Below are 17,568 nucleotides of genomic sequence, written 5' to 3' on the forward strand. Positions count from 1 at the left end.
GAAGGAGGTGGCGCCCATGTTCAGGCGATGGTCTCTGTGGATGTTGTGCCTGCTGCTCGTTCCGGGCCTTGCCTGGAGCGATACCGACCGGCTTGACCTCGATGAACGCCTGCGCGCCCTGGAACAGGCCCTGGAGATCGAGCGGGCGGCCGAGGGCTACCCAAGCCTGAGCATCGGCATCGTCCATCGGGGCGCACCCGTCTACCTGAAAAGCCTGGGCTACGCGGATCAGGAAGCGGGCATCCCGGCCTCCCCTGACACCCTGTATCGCATCGGCTCTCTCACCAAGGTCATCACCGCGTCCCTGATGGTGAGCCTGCGCGACGGGGGCTACCTGTCCCTGGACGACCCGGTGAGCGACTATCTGCCCGGCATCATCCACCTGCCCTCCGACCCTCGCGGCGCCCGGCAGATCACCTTCCGGCATCTGGCCACCCATACCTCCGGACTGCCCCGCAACCCGGACAACCTGCCCCGCCACGACAACAACCCCTTCGAGGGCTACGACCGCGCCCGTTTCTATGCAGGCGTAAACCAGACCCTGCTCATCTCCCCCACCGGCCGCTGGTACAACTACTCCAACGCCGGCTACGGCCTGATCGGCATTGCCCTGGAGCAGGCCGGCGGCGCCAGCTACGAGACCCTGCTCAGGCGTCACCTGCTGGAGCCCCTGGGCATGCACGACACCCTGATGAACGCCCTCGAGGTCCATCCCCAGCGTGTCGCGGTGGGCTACAGCCTGCGCGACGGCCAGGTGCGGGAGCGGGAATGGGACATGGGCGCCATGGAGGCCGCGGGAGGCCTCTACTCCACCGTGGAGGATCTCGCGCGCTTCCTGGCGCTGCACATGCGGGCCGGCAGCCACGGCATCCTGCCCGTGGCCTCCGGCAGTCTCACGGAGATGCAGATGCCCCAGCGGGTACTGGACACCTGGGACCAGGCCGTGGGCATCGGCTGGCACGTGCGCCCCATGGGGCCGGTAGGCGACGTGGTCTGGCATACCGGCGCCCTGGGGGGCTATTCCAGCTACATGGGCTTCTCGCCCCGGCACGAGGTGGGCGTGATCGTGCTCACCAACCGTTTCCGCAGCGTGGAACACTACGGCAACTGGCTGTTGCGCCGCGCGGTGGAGCTCTACGCGGAACCCGCCCGCGCCGCCCGGCCGCCTGCCCTGTCCCCGGCATCCCCGGCGGAGTACCGCCTGGCCATCAGCGGCGGCTGAGCCCGCCAAACCCCGGCAGGCTTTCGCTATAATGGCGGGCTTTCGGCCCGTCGCCAGCCACTCTCGGCCCGCGACTGTGTCCCGCGAACCCAAGCCCCCGGATGCCCATGGACAAGACCTACGACCCCCGCGCCATCGAACAGTCCCTGTACGAGCAATGGGAGCGCGCCGGCCACTTCCGGCCCAGCGGTGAAGGCACCCCCTACTGCATCATGCTGCCGCCGCCCAACGTGACCGGCACCCTGCACATGGGCCACGCCTTCCAGCACACCCTCATGGACACCCTCATGCGCTACCACCGCATGAGCGGCGACGACGCCCTGTGGCAGGGCGGCACGGACCACGCGGGCATCGCCACCCAGATGGTGGTGGAACGCCAGCTGGCCACCGACAAGGTGAGCCGCCACGACCTGGGGCGTGAGAAATTCCTGGAGCGGGTCTGGCAGTGGAAGGAGCAGTCCGGCGGCACCATCACCCGGCAGATGCGCCGGCTCGGCAACAGCATCGACTGGGAGCGGGAACGCTTCACCATGGACGAAGGCCTGTCCAGGGCGGTGCGCGAGGTGTTCGTGCGCCTCCATGACGAGGGCCTCATCTACCGGGGCAAGCGCCTGGTGAACTGGGACCCGGTGCTGCACACGGCGGTCTCGGACCTGGAGGTGATCAACGAGGAGGAACAGGGCAGCCTCTGGCACCTGCGCTACCCGCTCGCCGACGGTTCCGGGCACCTGGTGGTGGCCACCACCCGCCCCGAGACCATGCTGGGCGACACCGCCGTGGCCGTGCACCCGGAGGACGAGCGCTACCGGCACCTGATCGGCAAGCAGGTGGCCCTGCCGCTCACCGGCCGCAGCATCCCGGTGATCGCCGACGACTACGTGGAACCGGAATTCGGCTCCGGCTGCGTGAAGATCACCCCCGCCCACGACTTCAATGACTACGCCATGGGACAGCGCCACGACCTGCCCATGATCAACATCTTCACCGTGGACGCGAAGATCAACGACGAGGCCCCCGAGGCCTACCGGGGCCTGGACCGCTTCGAGGCCCGCAAGCGCATCGTCGCCGACCTGGAGGCCCAGGGCCTGCTGGAGCGCATCGACGACCACAAGCTCATGGTGCCCCGGGGCGATCGCACCGGCGCGGTGATCGAGCCCTTCCTCACCGACCAGTGGTACGTGAAGGCCGGCCCCCTGGCCGAGCCCGCCATCGCCGCCGTGGAGGACGGGCGCATCCGCTTCGTGCCCGAGAACTGGAGCAAGACCTACTTCGAGTGGATGCGCAACATCGAGGACTGGTGCATCTCCCGCCAGATCTGGTGGGGCCACCGCATCCCCGCCTGGTATGACGCCGACGGCAACATCTATGTGGCCCACGACGAGGCCGAGGTGCGCAAGAAATACAAGCTGGGTGCCGAGGTCGCGCTCACCCAGGACCCGGACGTGCTGGACACCTGGTTCAGCTCGGCGCTGTGGCCCTTCTCCACCCTGGGCTGGCCGGAGAAGACCCCGGAGCTTTCACGCTACTACCCCACCAACGTGCTGGTCACGGGCTTTGACATCATCTTCTTCTGGGTCGCCCGGATGATCATGATGGGGCTCAAGTTCATGGACGACGTGCCCTTCCGTGAGGTCTACATCACCGGTCTGATCCGCGACGCGGAAGGCCAGAAGATGTCCAAGTCCAAGGGCAACGTGCTGGACCCCATCGATCTCATCGACGGCATCACCCTGGACGCCCTGCTGGAGAAACGCACCCAGGGCCTCATGCAGCCCCAGATGGCCAAGAAGATCGACAAGGCCACCCGCAAGCAGTTTCCCGACGGCATCCCGCCCTTTGGCACCGACGCCCTGCGCTTCACGCTCGCCTCGCTCGCCTCCACCGGCCGGGACATCAAGTTCGACCTGGGCCGCATCGAGGGCTACCGCAACTTCTGCAACAAGCTGTGGAACGCCGCCCGCTACGTGCTCATGAACACCGAGGGCCAGGACACGGGTCTCGGCAACGAACCCGTGGAACTGTCGCTCGCCGACCGCTGGATCCAGTCACGCCTGCAGGGCGCCATCAATCAGGTGCGCGGCAACCTGGACCAGTACCGCTTCGACCTGGCCGCCCAGGCCCTCTACGAGTTCACCTGGCACGACTACTGCGACTGGTACCTGGAGCTGTCCAAGCCGGTGCTCACCGGCGACTCCAGCGCCGAGCAGCAGCGCGGCACGCGGCAGACCCTGGTGCGGGTGCTGGATGCCCTGCTGCGCCTCATGCACCCCATCATGCCCTTCATCACCGAGGCCATCTGGCGCCAGGTGGGCCCGCTGGCGGGAAGCCAGGGCGACACCCTCATGCACCTGGCCTACCCGGTCCGGGACGAAGCCCGGGTGGATGCCCAGGCGGAAAGCGAGATCGAGTGGGTGAAGACCTTCATCCTGGGCATGCGCCGCATCCGCGCCGAGATGGACATCTCCCCGGGCAAGCCCCTGCCCCTGCTGATCGACAACTGGAAGGACGCCGACCGGAGCCGCTACGCCCAGGCCGAGGCCTTCATCGGCTTCCTGGGCAAGCCCGAGTCAGTCACCTGGCTTGATGCGGGCACTGAGGCCCCCGAATCCGCCATGGCCCTGGTGGGCGAGATGCGCCTGCTGATCCCGCTCGCGGGTCTGATCGACAAGGACGCCGAGATCGCCCGCCTGGAAAAGGAACGGGCCAAGGTGCAGAAGAACCTGGAGGTGTGCAGCGCCAAGCTCGCCAACCCCAGCTTCGTGGACCGCGCCCCCGCCGAGGTGGTGGACAAGGAACGGGCCCGGGTAGCGGAGATGGGCGTGACCCTCAAGGAACTGGAGTCGCAGCTTGAGAAGATACGAAGGCTCTAGAGACAAGAGACAAGTGGGCAGAGACAAGAAGGGGGCCGTTGGCCCCCTTTTTTATTAACCGTGAATCTACTGTCCAGTGGCCATAGGGCGGGCCGTGCCCGTCGTCCACACTTCCGTCGGCGGCCATGGGCCGCCCTATGAAAGCGAGGCAGCCCTGGAAACCGCGTTGGCAAATCAGGTCAGGGCAGCACACGCGCCAGACTCTCCAGCTCGTCCAGATGCACTTCCAGGGCGCCCAGGCGCTCGACCATGAGTTGTCGTTTGTCGGCCGGCAGGTCATTGAGCAACAGGATCAGCTGTTCGATCAGCCGCAGGCGGTGGGTGTTGTCCTCCAGGCCGATCTCCTCCACCAGGGCTGTGATGCGCCCGAAATCCAGATCGGCTCCGGACAGCAGTTCTAGCAGCTCGCCGGTCATGATGCGCTGCTGGGCCTGGCGGCGGGCGTCCCGGCTCTCGGCGAAGCGTCCCAGGCTTACCAGGCGATGGCGCCATTCAGGCGCCTCATCCAGGTCAATCATGAGTCGTTGCAGGTCCGACACCAGGGCGGCGTCGGGAGGCGGGGGTGGCGCAGGCGCGGCGGCCCGCTGGGCGAACAGGAAACCATTGGCGAACAGGGACAGCACCAGCAGGGCCGTCAGGATCCACGTCTGCATAAAACCTCCGGTGGCTCAATCGCCGTCTTCTGTGGACGGCTGTGCTCGATCATCCTAGAAACGGCAGTTGAACGCGCCCGAGTGTGCGGTTTTCGTGTTGTCTGGCAAGGCGCGACGACGAGGAATGGTCGTTCCATTCCGAGGAGTCGCAACGCCGCCAGGCGACACGAAAACCGTGCAATCGGGTGCGTAGCGGGGCTCACCCGATGGGTGAGCGTCATCGAAGCCGCGATCGTCAGTGACCATGGGGCCTGGCGAAGGAAATCGAGCGGTCAACTGCCGTTTCTAGGATCATATCAAGCCACCGAGCAACGCAGGGACCGGCCGTCGTGGAGCCGTGACCGCTCAGGCGGCCACGCCGTGCTCCCGGGTGGCGTGGAAGCGCACCTCGGGCCACTTCTCCTGGGCCATCTGAAGGTTCACCCGGGTGGGCGCGATGTACACCAGGTCGCCGCCATGGTCGATGGCCAGGTTGGCCGCGGCCTTCTCCTGGAATTCCTCAAACTTGCGCGCGTTGTCACAGCTCACCCAGCGGGCGGTCTGCACGTTCACGTTCTCGAAGCTGGCGTCCACGTTGTACTCGGCCTTGAGCCGATGGGCCACCACGTCGAACTGCAGCACGCCCACCGCACCCAGGATCAGGTCGTTGTTGGTGAGCGGCTTGAACAGCTGGGTGGCGCCCTCCTCGCAGAGCTGTTGCAGGCCCTTCTGCAGCTGTTTCATCTTCAGAGGATCGCGCAGGTGGGCGCGGCGGAACAGTTCCGGGGCGAAGTTGGGGATGCCGGTGAAGATCAGCTGCTCGCCCTGGGTGAAGGTGTCGCCGATGCGGATGGTGCCGTGGTTGTGCAGGCCGATGATGTCGCCCGGATAGGCCTCCTCCACGTGCTCGCGGTCCGAGGCCATGAAGGTGAGTGCGTCGCTGATCTTCACGTCCCGCTTGATGCGTACCTGGTGCACCTTCATGCCCTTGCTGAAGGTGCCCGAGCAGACCCGCAGGAAGGCGATGCGGTCCCGGTGCTGGGGGTCCATGTTCGCCTGGATCTTGAACACGAAGCCGCTGAAGGTCTCCTCGGCGGGATCCACGGTGCGGCTCTCGGTGGCCCGGGGCAGCGGGCCCGGGGCGTGTTCCACGAAGTCGTCCAGCAGTTCCTGCACGCCGAAGTTGTTGATGGCAGAGCCGAAGAACACCGGGGTCTGGCGGCCGGCCAAGTACTCGGCCTTGTCGAAGCTGTGGGACGCGCCCATCACCAGCTCCAGCTCCTCGCGCAGCTCGGCGGCCTGACCGCCCAGCAGCTCATCCAGGCGCGGGTTGTCCAGCCCCTGGATCACCTCGCCGTGCTGGATCTTGCCGCCGTGGGTGGGCGAGTACAGGTGCACCGCGTCGTTGTGGATGTGGTACACGCCCTTGAAGCGCTTGCCCATGCCGATGGGCCAGGTCACCGGGGCGCACTGGATCTTGAGCACCTGCTCCACCTCGTCCAGCAGGTCGATGGGCTCGCGGCCCTCCCGGTCCAGCTTGTTGATGAAGGTCATGATGGGCGTGTCGCGCATGCGGCACACGTCCATGAGCTTGATGGTGCGCTCCTCCACGCCCTTGGCCACGTCGATGACCATGAGCGCCGAGTCCACGGCGGTCAGGGTGCGGTAGGTGTCCTCGGAGAAGTCCTCGTGGCCCGGGGTGTCCAGCAGGTTCACGATGCGCCCCTTGTAGGGGAACTGCATGACGGAGGAGGTCACGGAAATGCCGCGCTGCTTCTCCAGCTCCATCCAGTCGGAGGTAGCATGGCGCGCCGCCTTGCGGCCCTTCACGGTGCCGGCCAGCTGGATGGCACCGCCGAACAGCAGCAGCTTCTCGGTGATGGTGGTCTTGCCCGCGTCCGGGTGGGAGATGATCGCAAAGGTGCGACGGCGGGCGGTCTCGGTGGCGTGCTTGGAACTCATGGGAATCTGGGGCTAATGGAAACCGGCTATTGTAACCGATTCCGTGGAGGCTTAATGGACAGGATTGACAGGATCAAAAGCTGGGCAATTTTTGACAGGATTAACATGATTCACGGGATTAAGAAGACGATGATCCAATCTTGTAAATCATGTTAATCCTGTCGGATCCCGGCTTTTTTCTCCCTTACATGCTGAAAAATCCTGTCAATCCTGTCCATTGCCCTGCCCGGGCATGGCATCGTGCATGAAGCGTCGCCGTTCTTCGGGCTCCATTACCCGCAGGCGCTCACGCAGGGCACGGCGCTCTTCCTCGGGCAGCGTCTTGAGGTGTTCATGCCAGCGGCGGTGACGCTCGCGGGCCGCCTGGCGCTCCTCGGGGCTCATGGCCTCCCAGCGCGCGCGCAGGCGTTCGCGTTCCTCCGGCGGCAGGGCACGGAAGCGCTCCCAGCGTTCCCGGGTGGCGGCCCGTTCCTCGGGGTCCATGTCCCTGAACCGTTCCAGTCGCTCCCGGAAGCGGGCCTGTTCCTCCGGGCCCATGTGATGCCAGCGTTCCGCCGCCCGCAACAGGCGATGGCGCTGACCGTCCGGCAGCGAATCCCAGGATGCTGCGTAGGGGGCCAGCAGGGCACGCTGTTCGCGGTTGAGCGCCGACCAGGCCGGCGCCGGCTGTTCCGCCACCTTGAGATAGGCATGCCGACCCTGCTCACCATCGTGGTGCCGGTGCCCTGCACTGGCGGGCAAGGTCCCGAAGCTAAGCACGCCCAGCAGCAGCAGGAGCATCAGGTGACGCATCAGCTGCGCTCCTCCAGGGCCCAGGCCAGGAATTCCGGGTCGGCGCCGGCATCGCCCTCCTCCAGCACCAGCAGCAGCTCCAGGTCGTCCAGTTGCGCCAGCTGGGCCGGCAGGGGTTCCAGGCCATCGGGACGCATCAGCAGCAGGCCGGCCACCAGCATCACCGAAGCGGCCACGGCCAGGCCGTAGGCGGGCATGCGGGACGGCCGGCGGCGGCGCCGTTCAAAGGCCTCGCGGCGGCCTTGGGCGAGGCGCTGCGCCTCCTCGGCACTCAAACCGCTGTCGCGGTCGAGCCGGTCCCGGACGCGCGCCATCAGGGCGTCATCGCGGGGCTTGTCGTGCGTGTCTGTGTCGTTGCGGTTCATCGGTACGCCTCCAGCCGCTGCCTGAGTGCGGCCATGGCACGGTGCACATGGGTCTTCACGCTGCCCTCGCTGATGCCCAGGGCCTGGGCCGTCTCGGCGGTGTCCAGTCCTTCCCAGACCCGTAGCAGGAAGGCCTGTTGCTGGCGCAGGGGCAGCGATGCCAGGGCCCTCTCCAGATCATTGCCGAAGTGCTCGTCACTCAAGGCCTGGTCCGGTTCCGGGGTGCGGGTGTCGGCCCAGTCGTCCGGCCCCATGTCCCGGTCGTCCTCGTCGTGGCCGTTGCCCGCGAAACCGAACAGGGAGACCACGCGGTTGCGTACGCTGCGCCGGCGATGGGCATCCATGATCCGGCTCTGCAGGATGCGCCAGAACAACGGCTGCCACTCGAACTCCGGCCTGTCAGCGTAGCGGGTGATCAGCTTCTCCATGGCGTCCTGCACCACATCCAGGGCCGCGTCGCGGTCATTGAGCGCCAGGGCGGCCATGCGCACTGCCCGTGCCTGAACCCCGGACAGGAACCGGTCGAGAGAGACTTCGTTGTCCGTCGCGTTCGTCCGGTCCAAACCAGGCGTTCCTTCTCGGGTGTTCGGGTCCGCCGGGCGGAGGGCTGGCCCGCCGCCCGGGGAGGGGCATGTCAGTGGCTGTGGCCACGCATCTCGCCGCGGCGCTCACGCATCTCCTGGCGCTTGGCCTCGCGCTCCTCGGGGCTCATGGCCTCCCAGGCGGCACGGCGCTCGTCCATGCGCATGCGGGCCTGCACCCGGTAGTTCTCCTTCTCCGCGTCGGACAGGGTGTTCCAGTGCATGCGCATGGCCATGTGCTGCACCCGTTTCTGCTCGCGGTGGGCCTTGCGCTCCTCATCGCTCATGTTGGCGAAGCGCTCGTGGTGACGGCCCTTGTGACCGTAGCCGCCTTCACCCTCGGCACGGGCCATCATCATGTGCCCATGATCTCCGTGCCGGGCTTCGCGGTCACCGTGAAAACTGTGGGCCAGCACGGGTACCGACAGCGCCATGGTACCGATGATACCGATCGTGAGAATCGTGCGGGAAAGCTTGCTCATGGTCATGCTCCTGGTGATTCGTGGTCCGACGGATTGCCGGCCTTCAGGAGCTAGAACGCGCGAGCGGGGAATCGGTTGACGAAAGGGCAATTCAAGATTCAAAGATCAAGATTCAAAGGAGACCGCCCAGCTTTGAATCTTGAATTTTAAACTTTGAATCAACCAGTTATATCCCTGGCCAGCACCAGGGCATCCTCCCGGCCGTTGTCCGCGGGATAGTAGCGCTTGCGCAGGCCCACCTCGTTGAAGCCCTCGCTGTAGTAGAGCTGCACAGCCGGGGTGTTTGAGGGGCGCACCTCCAGGAAGGCGGTCTCCACCTTGTGCCGGCGGGCGTGGTCCAGGAGCCCCCGCAGCAGGATGCGACCGTAGCCCCGTCCCTGGCATTCGGGTCGCACGCACAGGTTGAGCACGTGACATTCCCCGACCGCCATGGACATCACACCGTAGCCCACCAGCCGTTGCGCCTCGGTCATCACCCAGCAGGAGTACCCTACCCGCATGCAGTCCCGGAAGATCCCCTCGGTCCAGGGATAGGGATAGGCACTGAGCTCCACGACCATGATCTCGTCCAGGTCCTCGTGACGCATGGGGCGAAGCTGCGGGTTTGTACTGAGAATGGCGCTCAAGGTCTGAGGGCTCGCAGTCTCCGGAGGAATGACGAATGGACAGGATTGACAGGAATCTTCAGGGGCAAGGAGAAGAAAGGATCGGACAGGATTAACATGATTTACAAGATTATTTTTCTCTTTAATCAAGTAAATCATGTTAATCCTGTCAAAAAAGGTCTTCTCCCTGCAGTACCCGATGAATCCTCGCATCCTGTCCATGCATTCACTCTGCAATGGACACCCATCTGGCGCAAGACGCCGGGCGCAGGTCTCAGACACCCATCACACGGCGGGCCAGGCAGAGGTCTTCCCAGGCCTTGCGCTTGTCCGCCGGCTGGCGCAGCAGATAGGCCGGATGATAGGTAATGACCAGGGGAATGTCGCGGTAGTTCAACGGCTTGCCACGCAGACGGCCCAGGGGCTCGTCGGTGCCCAGCAGGTTCTGGGCGGCGATGCGGCCCAGGGCGACGATGATGCGCGGTTGGATCAGGTCGATCTGCCGGTCCAGGTAGGCACGGCATGCCCGGGCCTCCTCGGGCTTCGGGTCTCGGTTGCCCGGGGGGCGGCACTTGAGGATGTTGGCGATGTAGACCCCCCGGCCCCGCTTGAGCCCGAGGGCGAACAGCATGCTGTCCAGCAGTTGCCCGGCCCGGCCCACGAAGGGCTCGCCCTGACGGTCCTCCTCGGCCCCCGGGGCCTCGCCGATGAACAGCCAGTCCGCCTGCCGGTCCCCCACCCCGAACACGGTCTGGGTGCGGGTGGCGGCCAGTTCCCCGCAACGGGAGCAGGCCGCCACCCGGGCGGCCAGTTCATCCCAATCCAGTTGCGAGACGTCCCCGGCAGAGACCTCGACGACGGGCGCCGGTGCCTGCGAAGCCTCGTACGCCACCGGCACCGCTCCAGAGGCGGCCGGGGCATCGGGCACGGCCCGGGGCACCCAGCGCTGGATCCCCATGGTCTCCAGGTAGCGCTGACGCTGCTCCGGGCTCATGCCCATTGCTCAGTCTCTATCGTTCGCACTTCCAAATTCTCACTTCACCCTTCGTCAGACGTCGCCACGCTGGGGATGGGCCCGGCCGGGAGGATTGGTCAGCCGGTTAAGGGCATTGAGATAGGCCTTGGCCGAGGCGATGACGATGTCCGTATCGGCACCCTGGCCGTTGACCACCCGGCCCGCCTTCTCCAGGCGCACGGTCACCTCGCCCTGGGCGTCGGTGCCGCTGGTGATGTTGTTCACCGAATAGAGCTGCAGCTCGGTGCCGCTCGGCGCGATGGATTCGATGGCCTTGAAGGCCGCATCCACGGGGCCACCGCCCTCGGCAGTGCCGCTCTTCTCCTCGCCATTGACGTTCAGGGTCACCGAGGCCACCGGAGTCTCGCCGGTCTCGGAACAGACCTTGAGCGCCACCAGCTTGTAGGTCTCGTCCTCCATGGCGGTGGCGGTCTCGGTCACCAGGGCCTGGAGATCCTCATCAAAGATCTCGTGCTTGCGGTCGGCCAGATCCTTGAACCGGGCGAAGGCCTCGTTCAACTCCTCCTCGGACTCGAACTCGATGCCCAGGTCCTTGAGTCGGGTCTTGAAGGCGTTGCGGCCGGAGTGCTTGCCCAGCACGATGCGGTTGTCGGACCAGCCCACGTCCTGGGCGCGCATGATTTCGTAGGTGTCGCGGTGCTTGAGCACGCCGTCCTGGTGGATGCCGGACTCATGGGCGAAGGCGTTCGCCCCCACGATGGCCTTGTTGGGCTGCACCGGGAAACCGGTGATGCCGGAGACCAGGCGCGAGCAGGGCACGATCTGGGTGGTGTCGAGCGTCGTGTTGCAGGAGAACACGTCCTGGCGGGTGCGCACCGCCATGACGATCTCCTCGAGCGAAGCATTGCCCGCCCGCTCGCCCAGGCCGTTGATGGTGCACTCCACCTGCCGGGCGCCGTTGAGCACCGCGGACAGGGAGTTGGCCACGGCCAGGCCCAGGTCGTTGTGGCAGTGCACGGAGAACACCGCCTTGTCGGAGTTGGGCACCCGCTCGATGAGATTCTTGATCAACTCGCCGAACTGCTGGGGGATGTTGTAGCCCACGGTGTCGGGGATGTTGATGGTGCGGGCGCCGGCGTCGATCACCGCCTCGATCACCCGGCACAGGAAGTCCAGCTCGGAACGCCCGGCGTCCTCGGCGGAGAACTCCACGTTGTCGGTGTGCTGGCGGGCGCGCTTGACCGCCTTGACCGCCTGCTCCAGCACCTGGTCCGGGCTCATGCGCAGCTTGTGCTGCATGTGGATGGGCGAGGTGGCGATGAAGGTGTGGATGCGTGCGGAGGCGGCGTCCTTCAGGGCCTCGCCGGCCCGGTCGATGTCGCTGTCCTTGGCCCGGGCCAGACCGCACACGGTGGAATCCTTCACCGCGCGGGCCACCGCCTGCACGGACTCGAAGTCGCCGGGGCTGGCGATGGGGAAGCCCGCCTCGATGACGTCCACGCGCATCTTCTCCAGGGCCTTGGCGATGCGCACCTTCTCCTCGCGGGTCATGGACGCGCCGGGACTCTGCTCGCCGTCGCGCAAGGTGGTGTCGAAAATGATGAGCTTGTCGCTGCCTGACATGGTTCTCTCTCCTGCCGGCCGATCCTGTCGGCCTGAAAATCAATTCACGGATTCTAACGGATTCCGCGCCCGCATCGGGGGCTTGCGTCCACAGGGACGACACACGGATCAGGGGTGCGTTTGGCCTCGCCAGGCACAAGGGAGGTAGCCGCTAGCGCGGCAGTCGCAGGACGAGCAGGGAGAGACCGCAATAGCCCGCAGCACCCGCCTGGCGGGGGGCGCGAAAGAGACCGAGTTGGCTCCGGGCAATTGGCATGGTTGCAGATTCTTCGGTCGAGCGTTGACTTAGACTTGGTCTAAATCTATCAAAGGGGAACGAGGCTGACAAGTGGGAAGTGAGAATTGGGAAGTGCGAGCGTTTGTTCCAACTTCCCAATTCTCACTTCCCACTTCAATCCTCCTTCTGCTCCTCGCCATCCGCCTTGTCCTCACTGCCCCGGGCACGCCGGCGACGCCAGCGGATCACGGTCAGGGTCGGGCCCGACAGGGCGTAGAGCAGGAACCCGCCCCAGAGCACCTTGGGGGGATCGATGGCGGTCAGCATCAGGGCCACCACGATGACCAGCACCACGAAGAACGGCACCCGGTGGCGGAAATCCATGTCCTTGAAGCTGAAGTAAGTGACGTTGCTCACCATCAGCGCGCCGGCGATCACGGTCACCACCAGGGCCATGATCCCGAGATCCGTGCCCACGAATTCCAGGTCGTGCCAGACCCACACCATGCCCATCACCAGGGCGGCGGCGGAGGGGCTGGGCAGGCCCTGGAAGAAACGCTTGTCAGCCACGCCCACCTTGGTGTTGAAGCGGGCCAGGCGCAGGGCGGCGGCGGCGGCATAGAAGAAGGCCGCAACCCAGCCCACCTGTCCCAGTTCCACCAGGGCCCAGAGATAGACCACCAGGGCCGGCGCGAGGCCGAAGGAGACCATGTCCGAGAGGCTGTCGTACTCGGCGCCGAAGGCGCTCTGGGTGTTGGTCATGCGCGCCACGCGTCCATCGATGCCATCCAGCACCATGGCCACGAACACCGCGATGGCGGCGGCGGTGAACTGATCGTTGATGGCGGCCACGATGGCATAGAAGCCCGCAAACAGGGCCGCCGTGGTGAACAGGTTGGGCAGCAGGTAGATGCCGCGGCGGGCCTTCTGGTCGCCCGCCTGGGGTTCGGTGTCCGACATAGTCAGGCCTTGTCGCTTTCCTTGTGGACCAGGATACCGATGATATCACTGCCCGCCTTCAGGCGCTGTCCCGGCGCCACCTCCACCCGGCTGTTCATGGGCAGGTAGACCTGCACCGGCAGGCCGAAACCCAGGAAACCGCAGCGCCTGCCCTGCCCCATGCGCTCACCGGACTGCACGCCGCAACGAACCAATCGCAGCCCCCGGATCTGTATGGCGAATACCACCTCGTCGCCTTCATCGGTCTGCACCTGCAGGGCGAACTCGTCCCCGGGGAGCCCCTCCTTGACCCCTTCCTTGCCCGGCCACCAGCGCGCCTGCACTTTGCCCTCGATCGGGCTGTGCACGTTGAATTCACCGAAACGGGACTGGCGCAGGCTCACACGCCGGGCCGGCCGGCCCAGGTAGGGATCACGATGTTCGGCCACCTCCGTGACCACACCGTCCACGGGGCTCAGCACGGCCAGGGCCCTGGGCGCGACCTTGCGGCTGAAATCACGGAAGATGAAAAATGCCACGGCCAGCAGGATCCAGCTGGGCCAGGCGATCTCGGCTCCCCAGACCGCATGGGTACCGGCGACGACGACCGCCGCAGCCGCGACGTAGGGACGACCTTCAGGTGCGAGAGGAAGCATTTAAAGAAGATACAAGTGAAAAGAGGCAAGAGACAAGAAAGGGCCAACCCCTTCTTGCCTCTTGCCTCTTATATCTTGCCTCTTGATCAGTTTTTCGACTTGTCGACGATCTTGTTGGCCTTGATCCAGGGCATCATGTCACGCAGCTTGGCACCCACCACCTCGATGGGATGCTCGCGGGCGATGCGACGGCTGGCCTTCAGGGTCGCGGCACCGGCCTGGTTCTCCAGGATGAATTCCCGGGCGAACTTGCCGGTCTGGATCTCGGTCAGGATCTTCTTCATCTCCGCCTTGGTCTGCTCGGTCACCACGCGGGGGCCGCGGGTGATGTCGCCGTACTCGGCGGTGTTGGAGATGGAGTAACGCATGTCGGCGATGCCGCCTTCATACATCAGGTCCACGATCAGCTTGAGTTCGTGCAGGCACTCGAAGTAGGCCATCTCCGGCGGATAGCCGGCTTCCACCAGGGTCTCGAAGCCGGCCTGCACCAGAGCGGTGGCACCGCCGCACAGCACGGCCTGTTCGCCGAACAGATCGGTCTCGGTCTCGTCCTTGAAGCTGGTCTCGATGACACCGGCGCGGCCGCCGCCGTTGGCGGAGGCGTAGGAGAGCGCGATGTCACGGGCACGGCCGGAGGCGTCCTGGTAGACGGCGATCAGGCTGGGCACACCGCCGCCCTTGGTGTAGGTGGAACGCACCAGGTGGCCGGGGCCCTTGGGGGCGATCATGATCACGTCCACGTCGGAGCGAGGCACGATCTGCTCGAAGTGCACGTTGAAGCCGTGGGCGAAGGCCAGCACGGCGCCCTGCTTCAGGTTGGGCTCCACCTGGTTCTTGTACAGGGCGGCCTGGTGCTCGTCGGGGGCCAGGATCATGATCAGGTCGGCGGCCTTGACGGCCTCCTCGATGCCCTGAACCTTGAGGCCCGCACCCTCGGCCTTCTTGGCGGAGGCGGAACCGGCGCGCAGCGCCACGGTCACGTCCACGCCGGAATCCTTCAGGTTGTTGGCATGGGCGTGGCCCTGGGAGCCGTAACCCACGATGGCGACCTTCATGCCCTGGATAATGGAGAGGTCGGCGTCTTTGTCGTAATAAACCTGCATAGCAAAGCTCCAGTAAAAAAAGAGACAAGAGGCAAGATCCAAGAGATAAGAGAGAAAAGGGTTTGGCCTTAACTTGCCTCTTGTCTCTTGTATCTAGTAACTAAATCTTTAATGCGACATCGCCACGGGCAATGCCCATGACGCCGGAACGCACCACTTCGAGCACCTCGAACGGGCGCAGGGCCTCGATGAAGGCGTCCAGTTTGCTGCTGTCACCGGTGAGCTCGATCACATAGGTGGCCGGGCTCACGTCGATGATGCGGCCGCGGAAGATATCAGTCAGGCGCTTGACCTCTTCCCGGTCGTCACCACCCACCCGCAGCTTGGCCATCATAATCTCGCGCTCGATGTGGCGATACTCGGTCAGGTCCATCAGCTTGACCACGTCGATCAGCTTGTTGAGCTGCTTGACGATCTGCTCGACGATCTCGTCGGAGCCGCTGGTGACCAGCGTCAGGCGCGACAGGGTCGGGTCATCGGTGGGCGCCACGGTGAGCGACTCGATGTTGTAGCCGCGCGCCGAGAACAGCCCGGCCACCCGGGACAGGGCGCCGGATTCGTTTTCCATCAGGATTGCAATGATATGTCTCATGATGCCCCCGCCCTCACACCAGGATCATTTCGTTCTGGCCGGCACCGGCCGGGATCATGGGATAGACGTTCTCGGACTGATCGGTGATGAAGTCCATGAACACCAGGCGGTCCTTGAGCTTGAGGGCCTCCTTGATGGCGCCCTCCACGTCAGCGGGCTTCTCGATGCGCATGCCCACGTGGCCGTAGGCCTGGGCGAGCGCCATGAAGTCCGGCAGGGCATCCATGTAGGACATGGCGTAACGGCCCTGATAGAAGAACTCCTGCCACTGCCGCACCATGCCCATGTAACGGTTGTTCAGGTTCACCACCTTGATGGGCAGGTGATACTGCAGGCAGGTTGACAGCTCCTGGATGCACATCTGGATGCTGGCCTCACCGGTGATACAGGCCACCGTGGCATCCGGGTGGGCAAGCTGCACGCCCATGGCCGACGGCAGGCCGAAACCCATGGTGCCGAGCCCCCCCGAGTTGATCCAGCGATTGGGCTTGTCGAACTTGTAGAACTGCGCCGCCCACATCTGGTGCTGGCCCACGTCGGAGGTGACGAAGGCATCCCCCTTGGTAAGCTTCCACAGGGTCTCGATCACGAACTGGGGCTTGATGAGTTCGGAGTTGCGGTCGAACTTCAGGCAGTCCATGGCGCGCCACTCGTCGATCTGCTTCCACCAGGCCTTGAGCGCGGTGGCGTCGGGCTTGCGCGGGTCGGCCTTGATCTCCTTGATCATGGCCTTGAGCACGCTGTCCACTTGGCCGACGATGGGCACATCCACCTTCACGTTCTTGGAGATGGAGGCCGGGTCCACGTCCACGTGCACGATCTTGGCGTAGGGGCAGAACTTCTCGATGTTGCCCGTCACCCGGTCGTCGAAGCGGGCGCCGATGGCGATTACCAGGTCAGCGTGGTGCATGGCCATGTTGGCTTCATAGGTGCCGTGCATGCCCAGCATGCCGATGAACTGCTTGTCGGTGGCCGGGTAGCCACCCAGGCCCATCAGGGTGTTGGTGATGGGATAACCGAGCAGCCTGGTGAAGTCGGTCAGGGACTTGGCGGCACGGCCCAGGATCACGCCACCGCCGGTATAGATCACCGGCTGGCGCGCCTCCAGGATCAGGTCGATGGCCTTCTTGATCTGCCCCGTGTGGCCCTTGACCGTCGGATTGTAGGAACGCATCCGGATGGTCTTGGGGTAGCTGAACTCGCACTTGTGGGCGGTGACATCCTTGGGGATGTCCACCACCACCGGGCCGGGTCGGCCGGAGGTGGCCACGTAGAAGGCCTTCTTGATGGTGGTGGCCAGATCCTTGACGTCCTTGACCAGGAAGTTGTGCTTCACGCAGGGGCGCGTGATACCGACGGTGTCCACTTCCTGGAAGGCGTCGTTGCCGATCAGGCTGGTGGGCACCTGGCCGGTGAACACCACCAGGGGCACGGAATCCATGTAGGCGTCGGCGATGCCGGTGATGGCATTGGTGGCGCCGGGACCGGAGGTTACCAGGGCTACACCGGGCTTGTCCGTCGACTTGGCATAGCCTTCGGCGGCGTGAATCGCCCCCTGTTCATGCCGCACGAGGATGTGTGCAACCTTATCCTGCTTGTACAGGGCGTCGTAGATGTGAAGCACGGCGCCACCCGGGTACCCGAAAATAAGATCGACACCTTCCTCCTGCAAGCAGCGGACAAAGATCTCGGCACCGGTCAATTCCACGGCTTGTCTCCTGCGTGTTGCGAGGGTGGTGGGGTTGGCTTCCCCACGCCCGACCGGGCGCAGAAGCGCCCGGAGCCGGAACGGCGGGGAAAGGGCCCAATAGTAATATGAAGCGGTCGGAATTTCACGAAAACTTGATATTTCAGACACATCCTGTGGTTTTCCTGCCAGCTTCGCCGCCCGCATCCGACGGTCCCCGTCAGCATGGAAAGTCAAAAGCTGGAACGCAAAGGGCGCGAAGGT

Annotated in this window: 16 protein-coding genes; 2 read left to right on the top strand and 14 right to left on the bottom strand. The window is 65.1% G+C overall.

Going from position 1 to position 17,568, the window contains the following annotated elements; translation table 11 throughout:
- Positions 1-16 precede the first annotated feature (16 nt).
- Both TGR7_RS10725 and TGR7_RS10730 read left to right on the top strand, forming a co-directional pair.
- The gene (locus tag TGR7_RS10725; RefSeq protein ID WP_012638701.1) at positions 17-1,222 is read left to right on the top strand and encodes a serine hydrolase domain-containing protein; all 1,206 of its coding nucleotides are present in this window, start codon (positions 17-19) and stop codon (positions 1,220-1,222) included.
- Positions 1,223-1,329: 107 nt separating this feature from the next.
- Positions 1,330-4,092, top strand: a complete 2,763-nt coding sequence (locus tag TGR7_RS10730) for a valine--tRNA ligase (RefSeq protein WP_012638702.1) — start codon at positions 1,330-1,332, stop codon at positions 4,090-4,092.
- A gap of 179 nt (positions 4,093-4,271) precedes the next feature.
- Here TGR7_RS10730 and TGR7_RS10735 read toward each other — a convergent pair whose 3' ends face one another.
- The 14 genes from TGR7_RS10735 to TGR7_RS10800 all read right to left on the bottom strand — a co-directional run bounded on the left by TGR7_RS10735 (position 4,272) and on the right by TGR7_RS10800 (position 17,325).
- Positions 4,272-4,745 (bottom strand): periplasmic heavy metal sensor, encoded by a 474-nt coding sequence (locus TGR7_RS10735; protein ID WP_012638703.1) that lies wholly within the window; start codon positions 4,743-4,745, stop codon positions 4,272-4,274.
- 345 nt (positions 4,746-5,090) lie between these two features.
- On the bottom strand, positions 5,091-6,686 hold the full coding sequence (locus TGR7_RS10740; protein WP_012638704.1) for a peptide chain release factor 3: 1,596 nt from the start codon (positions 6,684-6,686) through the stop codon (positions 5,091-5,093).
- Positions 6,687-6,890: 204 nt separating this feature from the next.
- A complete protein-coding gene (locus TGR7_RS10745) occupies positions 6,891-7,478 on the bottom strand; it encodes a DUF3106 domain-containing protein (protein ID WP_012638705.1) in 588 nt (195 codons plus the stop codon).
- On the bottom strand, positions 7,478-7,843 hold the full coding sequence (locus TGR7_RS10750; protein WP_012638706.1) for a hypothetical protein: 366 nt from the start codon (positions 7,841-7,843) through the stop codon (positions 7,478-7,480). Before TGR7_RS10750 ends, TGR7_RS10745 begins: the two co-directional genes overlap by 1 nt.
- A complete protein-coding gene (locus TGR7_RS10755) occupies positions 7,840-8,406 on the bottom strand; it encodes an RNA polymerase sigma factor (protein ID WP_012638707.1) in 567 nt (188 codons plus the stop codon). Before TGR7_RS10755 ends, TGR7_RS10750 begins: the two co-directional genes overlap by 4 nt.
- A 71-nt stretch (positions 8,407-8,477) precedes the next feature.
- Positions 8,478-8,906, bottom strand: coding sequence for a hypothetical protein (locus TGR7_RS10760; RefSeq protein WP_012638708.1), 429 nt, complete (start codon positions 8,904-8,906; stop codon positions 8,478-8,480).
- A gap of 158 nt (positions 8,907-9,064) precedes the next feature.
- The gene (gene rimI, locus TGR7_RS10765; protein WP_012638709.1) at positions 9,065-9,532 is read right to left on the bottom strand and encodes a ribosomal protein S18-alanine N-acetyltransferase; all 468 of its coding nucleotides are present in this window, start codon (positions 9,530-9,532) and stop codon (positions 9,065-9,067) included.
- Positions 9,533-9,785: 253 nt separating this feature from the next.
- Positions 9,786-10,511, bottom strand: coding sequence for a uracil-DNA glycosylase (locus tag TGR7_RS10770; RefSeq protein WP_012638710.1), 726 nt, complete (start codon positions 10,509-10,511; stop codon positions 9,786-9,788).
- Positions 10,512-10,559: 48 nt separating this feature from the next.
- On the bottom strand, positions 10,560-12,110 hold the full coding sequence (locus TGR7_RS10775) for a 2-isopropylmalate synthase (protein ID WP_012638711.1): 1,551 nt from the start codon (positions 12,108-12,110) through the stop codon (positions 10,560-10,562).
- Between the two features lie 391 nt (positions 12,111-12,501).
- Positions 12,502-13,287: a CDP-diacylglycerol--serine O-phosphatidyltransferase gene (gene pssA / locus TGR7_RS10780; protein ID WP_012638712.1), complete on the bottom strand. Its 786-nt coding sequence runs from the start codon at positions 13,285-13,287 to the stop codon at positions 12,502-12,504.
- Between the two features lie 2 nt (positions 13,288-13,289).
- Positions 13,290-13,922, bottom strand: coding sequence for a phosphatidylserine decarboxylase (locus tag TGR7_RS10785; protein ID WP_012638713.1), 633 nt, complete (start codon positions 13,920-13,922; stop codon positions 13,290-13,292).
- Positions 13,923-14,008: 86 nt separating this feature from the next.
- Complete coding sequence (gene ilvC, locus TGR7_RS10790; protein ID WP_012638714.1) at positions 14,009-15,025, bottom strand: ketol-acid reductoisomerase; 1,017 nt, start codon at positions 15,023-15,025, stop codon at positions 14,009-14,011.
- Positions 15,026-15,125: 100 nt separating this feature from the next.
- Positions 15,126-15,617, bottom strand: coding sequence for an acetolactate synthase small subunit (gene ilvN, locus TGR7_RS10795; protein WP_012638715.1), 492 nt, complete (start codon positions 15,615-15,617; stop codon positions 15,126-15,128).
- A gap of 13 nt (positions 15,618-15,630) precedes the next feature.
- On the bottom strand, positions 15,631-17,325 hold the full coding sequence (locus tag TGR7_RS10800; protein ID WP_012638716.1) for an acetolactate synthase 3 large subunit: 1,695 nt from the start codon (positions 17,323-17,325) through the stop codon (positions 15,631-15,633).
- Between the last annotated feature and the right edge of the window lie 243 nt (positions 17,326-17,568).

This window comes from Thioalkalivibrio sulfidiphilus HL-EbGr7 (genome assembly GCF_000021985.1).
In the GTDB taxonomy this organism is placed as follows: Bacteria; Pseudomonadota; Gammaproteobacteria; order Ectothiorhodospirales; family Ectothiorhodospiraceae; genus Thioalkalivibrio_A; species Thioalkalivibrio_A sulfidiphilus.

Coding starts and splice junctions, on each gene's coding strand:
- TGR7_RS10785 (WP_012638713.1), bottom strand. CDS start 13,922: ATGCTTCCTCTCGCACCTGAAGGTCGTCCCTACGTCGCGGCTGCGGCG.
- TGR7_RS10770 (WP_012638710.1), bottom strand. CDS start 10,511: ATGGGCATGAGCCCGGAGCAGCGTCAGCGCTACCTGGAGACCATGGGG.
- TGR7_RS10760 (WP_012638708.1), bottom strand. CDS start 8,906: ATGAGCAAGCTTTCCCGCACGATTCTCACGATCGGTATCATCGGTACC.
- TGR7_RS10740 (WP_012638704.1), bottom strand. CDS start 6,686: ATGAGTTCCAAGCACGCCACCGAGACCGCCCGCCGTCGCACCTTTGCG.
- pssA (WP_012638712.1), bottom strand. CDS start 13,287: ATGTCGGACACCGAACCCCAGGCGGGCGACCAGAAGGCCCGCCGCGGC.
- TGR7_RS10735 (WP_012638703.1), bottom strand. CDS start 4,745: ATGCAGACGTGGATCCTGACGGCCCTGCTGGTGCTGTCCCTGTTCGCC.
- TGR7_RS10750 (WP_012638706.1), bottom strand. CDS start 7,843: ATGAACCGCAACGACACAGACACGCACGACAAGCCCCGCGATGACGCC.
- TGR7_RS10745 (WP_012638705.1), bottom strand. CDS start 7,478: ATGCGTCACCTGATGCTCCTGCTGCTGCTGGGCGTGCTTAGCTTCGGG.
- TGR7_RS10725 (WP_012638701.1), top strand. CDS start 17: ATGTTCAGGCGATGGTCTCTGTGGATGTTGTGCCTGCTGCTCGTTCCG.
- ilvN (WP_012638715.1), bottom strand. CDS start 15,617: ATGAGACATATCATTGCAATCCTGATGGAAAACGAATCCGGCGCCCTG.
- TGR7_RS10730 (WP_012638702.1), top strand. CDS start 1,330: ATGGACAAGACCTACGACCCCCGCGCCATCGAACAGTCCCTGTACGAG.
- ilvC (WP_012638714.1), bottom strand. CDS start 15,025: ATGCAGGTTTATTACGACAAAGACGCCGACCTCTCCATTATCCAGGGC.
- TGR7_RS10775 (WP_012638711.1), bottom strand. CDS start 12,110: ATGTCAGGCAGCGACAAGCTCATCATTTTCGACACCACCTTGCGCGAC.